The sequence below is a fragment of the Pseudomonas fluorescens genome, assembly GCF_018614775.1.
Taxonomy (GTDB): domain Bacteria; phylum Pseudomonadota; class Gammaproteobacteria; order Pseudomonadales; family Pseudomonadaceae; genus Aquipseudomonas; species Aquipseudomonas fluorescens_BY.
Genome location: NZ_JAGGOF010000016.1, coordinates 45,769 through 59,883 on the forward strand (window position 1 = coordinate 45,769; position 14,115 = coordinate 59,883).

The 14,115-nt window shown below is 60.2% G+C and carries 12 protein-coding genes; 7 read left to right on the forward strand and 5 right to left on the reverse strand.

Annotated features, from left to right (window positions below):
- Window positions 1–36: 36 nt before the first annotated feature.
- Window positions 37–834: a helix-turn-helix transcriptional regulator gene (locus tag J7E36_RS04610; protein ID WP_215000330.1), complete on the forward strand. Its 798-nt coding sequence runs from the start codon at window positions 37–39 to the stop codon at window positions 832–834.
- Here J7E36_RS04610 and J7E36_RS04615 read toward each other — a convergent pair whose 3' ends face one another.
- From J7E36_RS04615 to J7E36_RS04630, 4 genes are all read right to left on the reverse strand, one after another.
- Window positions 835–3,204 (reverse strand): hypothetical protein, encoded by a 2,370-nt coding sequence (locus J7E36_RS04615; RefSeq protein ID WP_215000333.1) that lies wholly within the window; start codon window positions 3,202–3,204, stop codon window positions 835–837.
- 63 nt (window positions 3,205–3,267) lie between these two features.
- Window positions 3,268–4,014, reverse strand: a complete 747-nt coding sequence (locus J7E36_RS04620) for an ABC transporter permease (RefSeq protein WP_215000335.1) — start codon at window positions 4,012–4,014, stop codon at window positions 3,268–3,270.
- A gap of 7 nt (window positions 4,015–4,021) precedes the next feature.
- Window positions 4,022–5,023 (reverse strand): ABC transporter substrate-binding protein, encoded by a 1,002-nt coding sequence (locus tag J7E36_RS04625; RefSeq protein ID WP_215000337.1) that lies wholly within the window; start codon window positions 5,021–5,023, stop codon window positions 4,022–4,024.
- On the reverse strand, window positions 5,020–5,859 hold the full coding sequence (locus J7E36_RS04630) for an ABC transporter ATP-binding protein (protein WP_215000339.1): 840 nt from the start codon (window positions 5,857–5,859) through the stop codon (window positions 5,020–5,022). Before J7E36_RS04630 ends, J7E36_RS04625 begins: the two co-directional genes overlap by 4 nt.
- Before the next feature lie 134 nt (window positions 5,860–5,993).
- Between J7E36_RS04630 and J7E36_RS04635 the strand changes: the two genes are divergently transcribed.
- Window positions 5,994–6,737: a GntR family transcriptional regulator gene (locus J7E36_RS04635; protein WP_215000341.1), complete on the forward strand. Its 744-nt coding sequence runs from the start codon at window positions 5,994–5,996 to the stop codon at window positions 6,735–6,737.
- Between the two features lie 62 nt (window positions 6,738–6,799).
- Here J7E36_RS04635 and J7E36_RS04640 read toward each other — a convergent pair whose 3' ends face one another.
- On the reverse strand, window positions 6,800–7,396 hold the full coding sequence (locus tag J7E36_RS04640) for a TetR/AcrR family transcriptional regulator (protein ID WP_215000343.1): 597 nt from the start codon (window positions 7,394–7,396) through the stop codon (window positions 6,800–6,802).
- Between the two features lie 466 nt (window positions 7,397–7,862).
- Here J7E36_RS04640 and J7E36_RS04645 point away from each other — a divergent pair, with 466 nt between their 5' ends.
- The 5 genes from J7E36_RS04645 (at window position 7,863) to J7E36_RS04665 (ending at window position 14,047) form a co-directional block, all read left to right on the forward strand.
- Window positions 7,863–8,876 carry an SDR family oxidoreductase gene (locus tag J7E36_RS04645; protein ID WP_215000345.1) on the forward strand — a complete coding sequence of 338 codons (1,014 nt, stop codon included), beginning with the start codon at window positions 7,863–7,865 and terminating at the stop codon, window positions 8,874–8,876.
- Between the two features lie 81 nt (window positions 8,877–8,957).
- Window positions 8,958–10,478: a class I adenylate-forming enzyme family protein gene (locus tag J7E36_RS04650; RefSeq protein WP_215000347.1), complete on the forward strand. Its 1,521-nt coding sequence runs from the start codon at window positions 8,958–8,960 to the stop codon at window positions 10,476–10,478.
- Window positions 10,468–11,079 (forward strand): HAD-IB family hydrolase, encoded by a 612-nt coding sequence (locus tag J7E36_RS04655; protein ID WP_215000349.1) that lies wholly within the window; start codon window positions 10,468–10,470, stop codon window positions 11,077–11,079. The genes J7E36_RS04650 and J7E36_RS04655 overlap by 11 nt, the downstream gene beginning before the upstream one ends.
- A 3-nt stretch (window positions 11,080–11,082) precedes the next feature.
- Window positions 11,083–12,846 (forward strand): FAD-dependent monooxygenase, encoded by a 1,764-nt coding sequence (locus J7E36_RS04660; protein ID WP_215000351.1) that lies wholly within the window; start codon window positions 11,083–11,085, stop codon window positions 12,844–12,846.
- A 118-nt stretch (window positions 12,847–12,964) separates the two neighbouring features.
- Window positions 12,965–14,047 carry an acyl carrier protein gene (locus J7E36_RS04665; RefSeq protein WP_215000353.1) on the forward strand — a complete coding sequence of 361 codons (1,083 nt, stop codon included), beginning with the start codon at window positions 12,965–12,967 and terminating at the stop codon, window positions 14,045–14,047.
- Window positions 14,048–14,115 lie beyond the last annotated feature (68 nt).

The following is a 14,115-nucleotide window of genomic DNA, read 5'->3' on the forward strand; positions in this document are numbered from 1 at the left end:
CTGACTTTCAGCCCCCTTCTTCACTACTATGAGCCCATGATCCATCGAAGCCGCCTGCCGCCGCCCCGCCCCGAACCGATCCGGCGTATCGAGGCAGGCCCCTGGGCGATTGAATTGCTGCCCGGCTGCGCCTATGCGACCCGTTATGTCGCGAGCCAGGCCTCGATCGGTTTCGCCTTCGACAGCCAGCGCGGCCTGCATGCGATCGGCAGCGACCGGGTGCACCCGTTCGAGGCCCTGCCCAACGGCCTCGCATTCGTCCCGGTTGGCTGTGACGTGTTCTCCGAGTCGCCCCAAGGCGGTGAATACCTGCGCCTGCTGCGCACCGACGGTATGGCCCTGGAGGGCGACCGGGCCTTCAACAATCGTATCGATCAGTCGGCCATCCGCCTCGCGCAGCGCATGCGCGGCGCGCTGTTGCAGGCGTCAGCGCAAGACGATTGGGAAGCCTGGGCCTTCGGTCTGGCGGAACGGGTAAAGGGCAGCGAAACGTTGTCGACGCAACCGCCAGGCTCGATCACCGGCAACCGTATGCGCCTGCTCGATGAGTTCATTGACGCCGGTCTCCACAGCCCACTCGGTGTACCGGCGATGGCGGCGCTGCTGGGTTTGTCCGAGGGCTATTTCATGCGCGCCTTCAAGCACGCGACGGGAAAAAGCCCCCACAGCTACCTGATCGACCGACGCCTGGCCAAGGCCCGGGCCTTGATGCGCGACTCAACCGCCAGGCTGACCGAGATCGCCCTCACGTGCGGCTTCAACTCCCAGGCGCACATGACGACGCTCTTTAAGCAACGCCTGGGGGTCAGTCCGGCGCAGTTGCGCAGGCCGTGACTACACGCTGAGAAACAGTGCCGACGTCCAGACCCGTGACTGGTCCCGCTGACGGGCGCAGATGAACAAGGGATGTTCACGGCCCGGCTCCAGGTTCAACCGCGCAAGGTCGATGGTCCCTTGCAGTTCACGCGGCAGCAGCGCCGCAGTGGTTCTTTCGAGGGACACCTTCAACTCTGCGCCCGGCAGCTCTTCGATCATCTGCGACTGCGCCAGTAGCTGCTCACCGGACACGGTCATCAGCACCGTGGGCGCGTGTACGTAGGGCTGCGGCTCGGACGGGTCGCCAACCTTGACGTAGTTGTCGATGCGGCTGCGGATCTGCAACGTGGCGCCGGCCAGTTGTGACAGCTCGATTTCGATGCTGTCGGTGTCGCCGTTGGTGTCGGTGCGAAACGCCACGACTGTCGCCTCCTTGCGCCAGACGGTCTGCTCGGGATGATCGAGGCCCAGGGCGCGAAAGCCATTGATAACCGCGCCGGTGATACGGATCTCGCCGGTCCAGTAGGCGCCGCGATAACGGTCCTTGATCCGCGCGCCACCCAGGCGCAGGCGGATGTGTTGCGCGGAATAACCCAACTCCTGGTGCAGGTTGCGCGACCAGATCAGCTTGTCGCCGTCGAACAGGTCGACCTGTTCCCAACCCGCGTCCCCCAGCAACCGATAGTCCAGCGTGGCGTTTGCGTCGGCCGTGAACACTTCACCCATGAAATGCTGGCCCTGGCGCAGGCTGGCAAACGAGCGCTCGCCGGTCGTGGCAAACGTGCGTCGGGCGCGAAGCGCCTTGCCAACCTGGGCGCGGTCAAAGCCGTCAGCCACCACGCCGGTCAACCCGCCGCGAGCGCCGAACACCGCCGTGGCCGGGACACCCCCTCCGCAACGGCCCTGGTGTTCGTCACTGTTCGCGGCAGCCCCGACCCGATAGCCACGTTGCAGCGCTTCGGCATAGACCCAATGGAACTGCCCCCAGGCCGAGCCGACCTCAATCAACCGCTCAAGCTCCGGGTGATGCCAGTCGAGGTTGCAACGGCGCCCGCCGACGTGAGGCATCATCAAATGGCCTTCGGGGTCCTTGGCGTAGGCGGCGTACAACTCGTCCACTGGCCAGGCACCCGGCTTGATGGTGCCCGCCGTGAACTCGTTCCATTCGAAGGAGCGCACCAGCCGTCCCTGATTATCGAAGGGGAACTCGGGTTTGCGATCATGCAGGAACACCACGTTACGGTCGCCGCCGGCGCAGGAATTACCGCACCATTCGGTGCCCGGATAGCATACGAACCGCCCCGGCTCATTGAGCTCGTGGATCAACCGGACCGCCTGGTCCCAGCGTTGCTCAGTGATATTGAAGTCGTTGGCGGTGTAGCCAAGCACATCAAGCCCAGCGACGTCGCGGCCGTAGCTGAGGTTGTACAAGGTGTCGTTGGTGCCCACCGTATCGTCGGAGTGCACATGCAGGTCGGCATAGAGCGGTCGCAAACCGGTACCGGCAGGATCCACCGTGACAAACGCCTGGGCACCCCGTACGAAAGACGCGTCGACCTCGGCGGACAAACGCCATTCCCCCAGCGCGCCAAGGCCAATGCCCTCGATTCGCGCAATGGCCCAGCCTTCATTCGCCAACGTGAACGGCTGATGCCGCGCCTCGCCCTGCGGGTCAACCAGGGTCAGGACTCCGGTGAGCGGCAACTGGCGGCAGGTGTTGCCCCAGGCGTCGTCCGCCCGCAGGAGCACGTCGAATGCCTCGTTGGCGCTGACCAGTCGCGGCACGATCAATTGCAGGTTCTGCGCCGGCCCTGGCACGATGTTCAGCAACGGATCACCCGGCACCTCGGCAAATTTCGAGCTGCCCAATGGATCGATGAACAGCCGGAAGCGGAAGTCTTTCTCGACGAAACTCTGCACCCGCGTGCCCGCGCCACCCTGGCGACGATCTCCCAGGCGGATGATGACTTTATCGCCCGGATTCAGGTAACCGTCGATGATGTCGATGATGATCGCTTTCTGAAACGGCCGTTCGTGGCCCTTCTGGTCGAAGCGCACCTTGAGGTGCTGCACGGTGGCCTGGCTCTGGCCGGGAACCCGTTCACCGGCCTGATATTCAGCACTGACATAGTTGGGACCGGCCGGGTTCGAGGTCTGGAACAACGCCCAGTCGGAGTAGAACTTGAAGGCCAGCTTGAGCCAGGCGCCGTCCGCCAGGCCGCTGCCGCCGACCTCGTAGACCAGGGTGAGCTCATCCCATTGACCGGCGACCAGTGTGTCGCGGTCGCAGTGGATGCTGCCCAGGAACGGACGTTTCTTGTTGCGTTCGTACAGGCCTTGCGGGGCAATGTAATGCCCGGCTTCGCGGGGATCGAAAACGCTACTCACATGACACCTCGTGCAGTGGTCCACTGAAGGTTTGAAAGGGACGAAAACAATGGGCGGGGCGTGCTACACCCGCCATGTCTGGTAGTGACGCTCGATACGCCTGAACACCAGGCTCTCCATCAACCAGGCAATCAGCCCGATCACGACGATGCCCAGCAGCACCTGGCTGCTGTTGCCGATCTGCCCGCCCGTGGACACCATCCAGCCGATGCCCCGGGAGGCGCCGATCATTTCCGCCGCGACCAACGCCCTCCAGCCCTGGCTGAAACCGATGCGCAAGGCCGCCGTCACGAAAGGCAGAGAGGCCGGCAAGTACACGTGGGCCAGCAGTTGCCAGGCATTGGCACCCAAGGTGCGCGCCGCGCGGACTTCACCGCCGCGAATACTCTGCACACCCTCCTGGATGGTCACCGCCATGGGGAACATCGCGGCAACGAAAATCACCAGCACGATGGAAACGTAGCCCAGGCCGAAAATGATCATGATCAGCGGTGCCCAGGCGATCGGCGGGATGGCCATGAACAGGCTGTTAAGCGGCGAGATAAAGTCGCGAAACCGCGAGGACAGGCCGGCGGCGGTGCCCAGCAGGATCGCGATAATCACCGCCGCGCAGAAACCACCAACCTCCTCCAGGACACTGGCCCACAGGTGTTGCCACAGCGAACCGTCACCCAGCCAGCGCACGGCCTCGCGGGCGACGTCCCAGGGTTGCGGCAGGATGTAGGTGGGAAAGCGGCTGGCCAGGGCCACCCATATCAGTAACAGGAATGGCAGCGACGCCCACCCCCAATTCGGTTTTGGCAAGGACATGACGGACTCAGTGCGTGGCTTGTTCCAGGTAAGAGGTATCCACGATCTGTTCGGTCGTGAGCGTGGTATCGATGAACCCCAGGTCATGGGAATAATTCATCAGGCGCTGGATGAACTGGATATCCGTCGCCTGCAAGTCCGCTGACCAACCCAGCCGCGTACGTGCCTGGGCGACGATGGCTTCGGGCGCGATGGTCTTGCCGTCCGTGCCTTGCACCGCTTCAAGCTTGAAGGCCTCGGCGATGAGTCGGTTCGACTCGGCGGGATGCTCATTGAGGAACGCGATGGCCTTGCGGTGGGCACGCAGCAACTTCACGACTTCGCCGGGGCGCTCCTGCAAGGTTTTTGGCAGAGCGATCACCACGTACCAGGGATAATTGGGCAACGCCTGGTTGACATCCAGCAGAATCCGGCTCGACCCACGCAGCAACGACTGGCTGACGAAGGGCTCCCAGGAAAACGCCGCATCGACGACGCCGCGTTCCAGGGCGGCGTTCATATTGGCGGGTGGCATGTCGATGATGTCCAGGTCCTTGTCAGGATCGAGTCCGGCCTTTTCCTTCAAGACATAGCCGCGCAGCAGGACGTCCATGCCGCTGCCCTTCTTGACGCCGGCAAGCTTTTTCCCCTTGAGCGCCTCCAGGTCGGTTATCGGGCTCTTCGCATCGACAATCACCGCCGCCTGACCGTAGTTGACCTTCGCCAGGATCCGGCTTTGCAGCCCTCGGGAAAACCACTGGTACACCGGCGGTGTGCCGACATAGGCCACATCCAACTCACCGGCGGCCAGGGCCTGCTGGATCACCGGGCCATCGCCCAAGGCCTTGAGATCGACATTCAAGCCTTCCTCGCGAAAGTAACCCTGCTTGTCCGCGATCAACGCCGGCGCGTTGGCCATGGCGAAGACATAGCCCACGCGCAAGGGTTTCTCCTCGCCAGCCACAGCGAGTGTGCTGCCCGCCAACGTGGCGACAGACAATGAAAGGGCAAGCCACGAACGTTTGATCATGCTGTCAGCTCAAGTCGAGGGGTGGGGCAAGCCGTGGCCGGTGATGCATCCATCACCTGGGAAATACGCTCCATCAGCTCATTGCGGTAATCCAGAAAGGCCGGCAAGCGGCGGGTTTGCACATTGGAGCGAGGGCGCGGCAAATGGATTTCAAGCTCACTGTGAATTCCGCCAGGCGCGATGTTGAGCACGATGACCCGGTCGGCCAGGAACACCGCTTCATCGATGTCGTGGGTAATGAACAACACCGTCTGGCCCAGTTCGGCCCAGATGCGCAGCGTCTCTTCGTTCAGGTGGTTGCGGCTGATGGCATCCAGCGCAGCGAACGGCTCGTCCATCAGCAATACACTGGGCTCGAGCGCCAGGGTCCGGGCCAGGGAAACGCGCTGTTGCATGCCGCCGGAGAGCTGGTGCGGAAGTCGATGGGCCGCGCTTTCCAGACCGACCAGGCGCAGGTACTGCAACGCTTGTGCGCGCTGCTGCGATTCGTTGGCCTGGGCGCTCATCCGCAGACCGAAACGGACGTTCTCCAAGGCGCTCAACCAGGGAAACAGGTGCGGCGCCTGGAACACATACCCCAACTCCGAACGCTCCGGGCGCACCGCTGTCTGGTTGATCGTGATGCGGCCGCTTTGTGGCTGCACGAAACCTGACAACAGGTTAAGCAGCGTGGTTTTCCCGCAACCCGAAGGTCCCAGGATCGCCACGAACTCGCCGGGCCGGGCGTTCAGGCTGAAAGCGGAAAACACCCGGTGTCCATTGGGGTAGCCGAAGCTGATGGCATCGACCTTCAAGGCATCCGTTTGCGGGCGTGCGTAAGCAAGGGTGTTGAGCATGGCAACTGTCGTCAGGTCGTTTACAATGGAATTGCCTGACATAATACGTATTAATACAAGTCATCCCAATAACCGATTTTTATAACCTTAGAAGTGAAGGCGCCCTGCCCCACTCACGGCCATGGAAGCTGACAGTGTCCACATCGATTCTTCGCGACAGCACAACGACACTCTACGAACAGATTGCCCACCAGTTGCTGGAAGAGATTCAACGCGGCGACTACGAACCCAGCGGCAAGCTTCCGTCCGAAGCACAACTGGGCGAACGGTTCGGGGTGAGCCGCGTCACGGTTCGCCTGGCGGTGGGCAAGCTCAGCGACGACGGTGTGGTGGAGCGTAAACAAGGCAAAGGCACCTTTGCGACGGCCAAACAGGTACGCCATGGCCTGGACGCGCTGCGCAGCTTTCATGAGGCCTTGTTGCTGCAAGGCCTCCAACCGAGCATGCAGGTGATCAGCCATACCCGGCAGCCCGTGCCAGAAGCGTTGCGTGGTTTGTTTGAAGCCGCGCACGACTGTCTGCTGCTGGAGCGCTTGCATTTCGTCGATGGCGAACCCATCGCGCTGGGACGCAGCCATTTACCGGCTGAGCTGGTCGGCGTCGCCTGGGGGGAAGTCGAACACCAGCCGATCTATTCCATTCTCGAATCGATCACCGGTATGGCCGTCAGCCGCGCCGACCTGGCGATCCGAGCCCAGGAGGCCGACAAAAGCCTGGCCAGCGTCCTGCACGTCAAACGTGGCGCCGCGCTGCTGGTCATGGAGCGCACCTCCTACTTTGCCGACGGCCGCTGCTGCGACCGTACAACGTTTTTTATCCGGCCGGAACGCTATGCCTTCGTCCTTAGCGGGGTCTTCAAATCCAGCCCGGCCAGTTGAGGGCGCCTAAAGGTTTGCGACCCGGACTCCTGGCGTTCGATCGGGCATTGAAACAACACCGCCTACAGCGGATCGGCAGTCTGAATCAGCGAGTTCAACACCAACTTTATTTCCGCTGCCGGGTCTTTATGCCCTTGCAATATCAGGCCTTCCGACAACGCCGTGAATGTCTTCGCGAGCGTGGCATATTCCAGGGGGGGCTTCTTGCCCGCATGATTGAAGATGATGGTAATCAGTTTGCCCAACGCGACACTGTTTTCTTCATGCAAGTCATTGTAAAGCGGTGAGAACTCTGCATCACGCAGTGCAATCAACTGCAACTCGACGTCCAGAATCGCACAATTGGAATTATCTTTTAGCGTGTCGATATAGGCATTCAAGCCCTGGGTGAGCTGTTCGGATGAGTAACCCGACGCCAGGGTTGCACCCAACCGATCGATTTCAACGCGCTTGAACCGCTGCGCCAGTTGCAACAGCAAGTCGGCCTTACTTGAAAAGTTGGAAAAAAAAGCGCCTTTAGAATAACCAGCCTCTTCGGAAATGTTATTGACGCTGGCCGCATGAAATCCTTTCTTGATCATAAGATCAATGGCGGTATCGAATAATCTGTCTCTGGTTACTTGCTGGCTTTCCTCTCTACCTAGTCTCTTTTTTATCACGCCCTCGGCTCCTTTAGCCCACAGAAATATCTATTTGTAACTGGATGCAACGCATTGGCTCCTGCCGGCAAAAACCCGTGGCGGCCATCATATCTTATACACGCTCGTATTAATCGTTTGTCTCTAACTTTTAAAAAGTGCCATGTAATTGCCATGCGCTGAGGTGCTTGAACATGACCAGAATGAGCGCCCCGGTCAACGATTAGTGCCTTCCCGGATGAGGATTCGGGTGGCGTGAAATCTCCAGCGGCGGCCGTGTCGACCTCTTGTCGAACCGCCGGTTTTTTTTGGCCCTCAACGTCATTTTCGAGACCGTCTGCACACGCCGACTTATAAATACCGCTTGATTTTCAGATACCGAATGGTTTTCACTAGCGCCGTTGGTGAAACCCACGCCTGGTTCGCGCATCGCGTCAGCGACTGATCCCGATGCCATGGCAGGTCACCCCAAAGGAGCTGGATCTTAATGGAATATGCCTTCGTTACAGGCGCTACTGGCCTGCTCGGAAACAATGTCGTTCATGCGCTGCTGCAGCGAAAAATCAAAGTAAAAGCGCTGGTTCGCTCCATCGAAAAGGCTCGCAAGCAGTTCGGCAACCTGCCCGTCGAACTGGTTGAAGGTGACATGCTCAATGTCGACGCTTTCAGCCATGCGCTGCGGGGCTGCGATGCCCTGTTCCATACCGCAGCCTATTTCCGTGACAGTTACAAAGGCGGGAAACACTGGCAAAAACTGTACGACACCAATGTGACCGGCACCGAGCGCTTGCTCCAAGCGGCCTACGCCGCCGGGATTCGTCGCGCCGTCCATACGTCTTCCATCGCCGTGCTGAAAGGCAACCGGGATCAAGTGATCGACGAGACAATGTCCCGCAGTGAACAAGAGGCGGACGATTACTACTTGAGCAAGATACTGTCCGAGCAGAAGGTCCAGGCATTCCTGTCGCAACACCCGGATATGTTTATCGCCATGGTCTTGCCGGGCTGGATGTTTGGCCCCGGTGATATCGGCCCGACTTCGTCAGGGCAATTCCTGCTCGATTTTGTCGGACAAAAACTGCCGGGCGTGCTGCCGGGGAGTTTCTCCGTGGTCGACGCCCGGGATGTAGCAGAGCATCAGATCGCGGCCATCACTCGCGGCAGATCCGGCGAACGTTACCTGGCTGCCGGCAATCACATGGACATGAAGAGTATTTTCCAGGCGCTCGCCAGTGTCAGTGGTATCAGGGCGCCGGAACGGAAAGTCCCTTTGCTCATGTTGCGAATGATTGCCCTTATTTACGAGGGCTATTATCGCGTCACCAAAAAACCGGTACTGATCAGTACCTCCACCGTCAAGCTCATGGAACAAGAGCAAGGCCGCACGCATTTCAGCCACCACAAAAGTTCGCGGGAACTGGAATGCACGTTTCGCCCTGTCAGCGAAACGCTGGCTGACACATTGAACTGGTATCGAAACAATAACTACATTGATGCTTGATTGAGACACTTCAACGACAGCCTGCCTCTGCAGCACTTTTTTTGACTCGCCACACATCCAAGGATTGAAAGAGGTTGGTATATGAAAAGCCTTTCAACTGAAGAAGGTTTTCTGCATCGCTTTGTCGGCTTTTCGGAAACTTTCCCCGACCAGATCGCCATACGCGATCTGGACGCGGAAGAAAAAACCGTCACTTACCGGCAATTGCTGAACAAGGCACAAGCGAGCAATGGCGCCCTCAAGGCGCTTGATGTCCTGCCGGGTGATCAAGTAGCACTGGTCTTACCCAACAGCGTGGAATTCATCGCCTATTACCTGGCGATCATCGGCTGCGGTGCCGTCCCGGTCATCCTCAACCACAAGCTGACGCCCTTCGAGATGGCCAACGTCATCCGCCTCGCAAAGCCGACAGTGGTGGTCACCACCGCAATGCTGGCGGTGCAGCACAGCGAGCTGCTCCAGCCGGCCTGCGGCGTGCTTCACACCCTGGTGCTGGACATCGGCGACGCGCCATCGTCGCCGCTACCGGCCAACGCAACGTTCGCTGCCCGGTTGCCCCACCAGGAAGCGCCTTTGACGCTGCCCGAGGGCAATCCGATTGTCTCGGTGCAGTTCACCTACCGAGGCCTGGGCGAGCCCCTGGCCGTCGCTCACCGCTATCTCGACCTGACGCAATCGAGCGACGGGCTGCATGAGCATTTTCACCTGCAAGGCGTCGGTTCGGTCCACCTGGTGACGCTGCCGCTGTACGCCATCTTCGGCTTGTCGGTGATGATGGTATTCCCCCTGAGCGTGGGCGCCACCCTGTTGCTGACCAACACACTGCTCAATCGGGATCTGGCGCAAGTCCTCTCCGAGCATCAAGTCACCTTTGCCTGCCTGGTGCCCGACGTCATCCGCTACTTCAATGTGCGCCTGGCCAAGCGCAAAGGAGCGCTGCCGCCGATGCACCCGCAATTGATGATGTATTCGGGTGGCAGCCATCTGCCGGCCGATGAAGCCGAGAAACTGGGCACGTTGCTCGGGTGCAAGCCAGTGCTGCAAGGCTATGGGCTGACCGAGAGCATGCCGGTGATCGTCCAGAGCTCGATCGGCGACGTCCATCGTGGCGCCATGGGGCAACCGATCAGCGGCGTGGAACTGCGGGTAGTCGATGCCAAGGGACACGATGTAGCACCTGGACGCATGGGTGAGCTGCTGATCCGCGGTTCGATGGTGATCGACGGCTACACCGATGCGGACGATGCCAACGCCCGGTTCTTCCGTGAGGGTTGGTTCCACACCGGGGACCTGGTGTGGCGGGATGACGACGGCCACGTGTTTTTCTATTGCCAACGCCTGCGCATATCGAAGATCAAGGCGCAGATGGTTGACTTGGCGGAAATCGAATCCGTCGCCCTGAAGCACCCAGGTGTAGTGCGCGCCAAAGCCTACATCGTCCCGGATCACAAAGAGGTCAACGTCCTGCACCTGTGCGTCGAAGGCAGCAGTGAACTGACCCAGAACGCGATCAACACCCAGCTCTCGCGCTACCTGTCGGGCTTCAAACTGCCCAAGACCATCGACATCATCGCGCTCAAGGAAGAGGCTCATGCAAGCTGACAACACCCAACCGGTACTGGCCGTTTTCGACTTTGACGGTACCTTGACCGACCGGCACACGTTCTGGCGCTACATGCGCTTTATCGTCGGCACGCGCGCGTTCTGGCTCAGGATCATTCCCCTGCTGCCGAAAATGCTCAGTGTGCTCGTCGGCATCACCCCGCTGATGCAAGCCCGACTGGCGTTCATTGCCTGTTACCTGGGCGGCCTGTCGGTGGAAGAGGAGCGCGAGCACGCCAAGTACTTCATTACCGAACGGCTGCCGCTCTGGCTCCGGCCCGAGGCCCTGCGCCGCTTGCAATGGCATCAATCCATGGGCCACGTCACGGCCTTGGTCAGCAACTCACCCGAAAACTATTTGATTCCCTGGGGCCAGGCCGTGGGGTTCGACTACGTGTGCGGCACCCGCCTGGCCACGGCGAAAAACCGGCTGACCGGCGGGATATCCGGTACCAACTGCGTGGAGAGAGAAAAAGTCACCCGCCTCAAGGGCTGCTTGAGCAACCTCGATGATTTCTACATTTATGCCTACGGCGACTCCTCAGGCGACGATGCCCTGCTCGGCATTGCCCACTCTCCCTTCTACAGAAACTGGTATTGATCGATGAACACGCTGAGCACGTTGCCCCCCCTGTATTTCAAACGCCCTGGCAGCGCCCCGACTGTGATGATCGTAGGTGCTGGCCCGGTTGGCCTGTCCCTGGCGATCATGCTGAAAAAGTGGGGCGTTTCCCTGCGCATTATCGAGAAGAATGCCGGCCCTTCCACCGCAACCAAGGCAATGGCGATCCACTCCCGCACCCTGGAGATTTTCCGCGACCTGGGCGTTGCCGATCAGGTTGTCAGTGACGGCTTCACGATCAAGCAGTTTTCAGTGCAGTCGAACGCCAAACGCGTGCTGAACTACAACTTCTCCTACCTGGATGCGACGTATCCGTTGCTCCTGAGCCTGCCCCAGCCGCAAACCGAGAGAATTCTGCTTGAGCGGCTGAACGCGTTGGGCGTAGAAGTCGAGTGGAATACCGAGCTGGTGGACCTGGAAAACCATCCCGACGCCGTGCACATGACCTTGCGACATGCCGATGGCAGCGACGAAACCTTCACCAGCCGTTGGGTGGCCGGGTGCGATGGCGCGCGCAGCAGCATCAGAAAGCGCCTCGACATGACCTTTGAAGGATCGTCCTACGATCGTTTCTTCATGCTCGCCGACGCCGATATCGAGTGGTCCGGCAGCCAGGACGAAGGCGCGTTTTTCCTGGGCGGGCAGGACGGTTATGTGGCCGTCGCGCCCATCAACGCCCAATCGCGTTATCGCCTGTTCATCGAGATGCCGTACAACCTGCCGCCGGAAGGCGAGCGCCCCTCCTTGAGCCTGGAGAACTTCCAGCGCTTGTGCGAAGGGCGTGGGCAGAAAATGAGGCTGTCCAATATCTCTTCGACCACCATCGCCTCGTTCCAGCACCGCCGCGTGCAGTCCATGCAGCAAGGCTCGGTGTTCCTGTTGGGCGACTCCGCGCACATCGGCAGCCCGATCGGCGGCCAGTGGATGAACCTGGGGGTTTCCGAGGCCTATAACCTGGCGTGGAAAATGGCCTATGTCGATCAGGGCCTGGCGGATCCCTCCTTGCTCGATAGCTACAACGAGGAGCGTTACCCGGTGGCCCTGGAAGTGGAGAACACCGCCCACCGCCTGACCGGCCTGATTACCGTGCGGCAACGCGCGCTGGTCTGGCTACGCGACAATGTCCTGCCGTTACTGAGCAACCGGAAGAAGGTCCAGCGCAAACTGCCGTCGATGATTTCCGGGCATCAATACCACTACGGCAAAAGTGATTACATCCAGGAATCGCTGACAAAGAAACAACGGAAAAACTGGGACAGGAAAGGCAAGAAACCCGCGCTCCAGACTTCGGCGCCGCGTGCCGGTCAACTGGCGCCTGATGTTGAGTTGTGGCAACGGCAAGGGCTGCCGCCAAAACGCTTGATCGACCTGTTCCACGGAACCTACACGCTGCTGGTATTCACCGCTGCCGATCAGTTTTCACCGTTGTTGCCGGGTTACTGCACCTTGGCCCAGACCGTGGAAAACGACTACCCGGGCATCAAGGCCTATTGCGTCATCGATGCCCTCAACAGCGCCGGGCTGCCCGCCTGGCACTCGACGTTGCTCGATCCCGATTGGCGGTTGCACAAGCGTTACCACGCCCGCGAGGGCACCTTGATGCTGATTCGTCCTGACGGCTACATCGCCTTCCAGGGCATTGATGCAACGACGTTGGCGACGTATCTGAACCTGAGATCCGGGCTGCTCAAGGGCGCCCTGAAAACCACACCTGCCGAGATCGACGCAGTGGAACTCCAACTTTAAGTCGCCTGTCGACCACCGCCCGTTTGCCGGGTGAAACACCCAAGGCCCACCCCTGGGCCATGACTTTTGATTTTTCTTATTGAAAGAAACGTCTACCGACTTTGCTCCGGAGAACCTCATGCGCTTGCAACTCAACGATGTTGTGCAGGAATTCATCGTGTCCAATGGAAAAATCGCCCACAGCTATTTTTCGCTTTCCGAAAAGATCATCGATTCACTGTGCGAATCCAATATTGCCAAGGAATCGATCCTGATGCGCTTGCTGGAGCAGGCCGAATCCGTCACGGCGCATTACTTCAACGCGCACAAACAAGTGATCGAGGGGGTTTACGCCCAAGGCATCGAGCCCTCCCCCAACACCACCGTTGCCGTGCTGGAAACGGTCCATTCAAACCTGCCAGCACTGGCACCCGCCCCTGTCGTCGAGCCCACCTCGGCGCTTGACTATGCACAGTGGCTGCGCGCCGAGATCAGCTCGGCCACCGGGTTCAAAAAGGAACAGATCGACTTCGATCAACGTTTTGAAAGCCTGGGCATCGACTCCTTGGGCCTGGTCGACATTTTCGAATCCCTGGCCCAGCACTTCCCGGAAAAGAAAGCGCTCACCTCTCAACTGTTCGACGCCCCCACGCCTGCCGCCTTGCTGGCCCGACTGGAAGCCGATCCCCAGGCGCCTGCGCTGGATGTACAGGCGTGGGTGCTGGAGCAACTGACGACCATCACCGGTTTTACCGCCGACCAGATCGACCTGACGCAAAGTTACGAAGGCCTGGGCCTGGACTCCCTGGTGCAACTGGACTTCCTCGAGTCGGTGGTCGCCGTCTGGCCCCAGCTCAAGGCCAAAAGCTCCGAACTGGCGAACGCCAAGTACCCGCAAGCGACCATCGCCCTGATCGAAGCGGCCCTCGCCAGTCCCGATTCGAGCCCGGCCCTTGACGAATCGCCTGTACCTGCCACCCCGGATAGCCAAGCGCAGGTATCCAACCTGCTGCTCGACAGCCTGGCGCCGCTGGTCGCGAACACAACGCAGTCGATCGACATCCAGACCTCTTTCAGCCAACTGGGCCTCAACGGCTTCACCCGCGAAACGCTCTGCCAGTCCATGGCCCGACAGTGCGCGACCAGCGAGTTCGCCGGCGAAGCGCTGATGTCCCGTCGCACGCCTCAGGACGCCCTGTCGTTGCTGGCAAAGCTTGGCTGAATCAGGCCACGCAACACGGGAATGGAATCCGGGTGATCGAACCGTTCACCCTGCATTTAGGCGGTCAG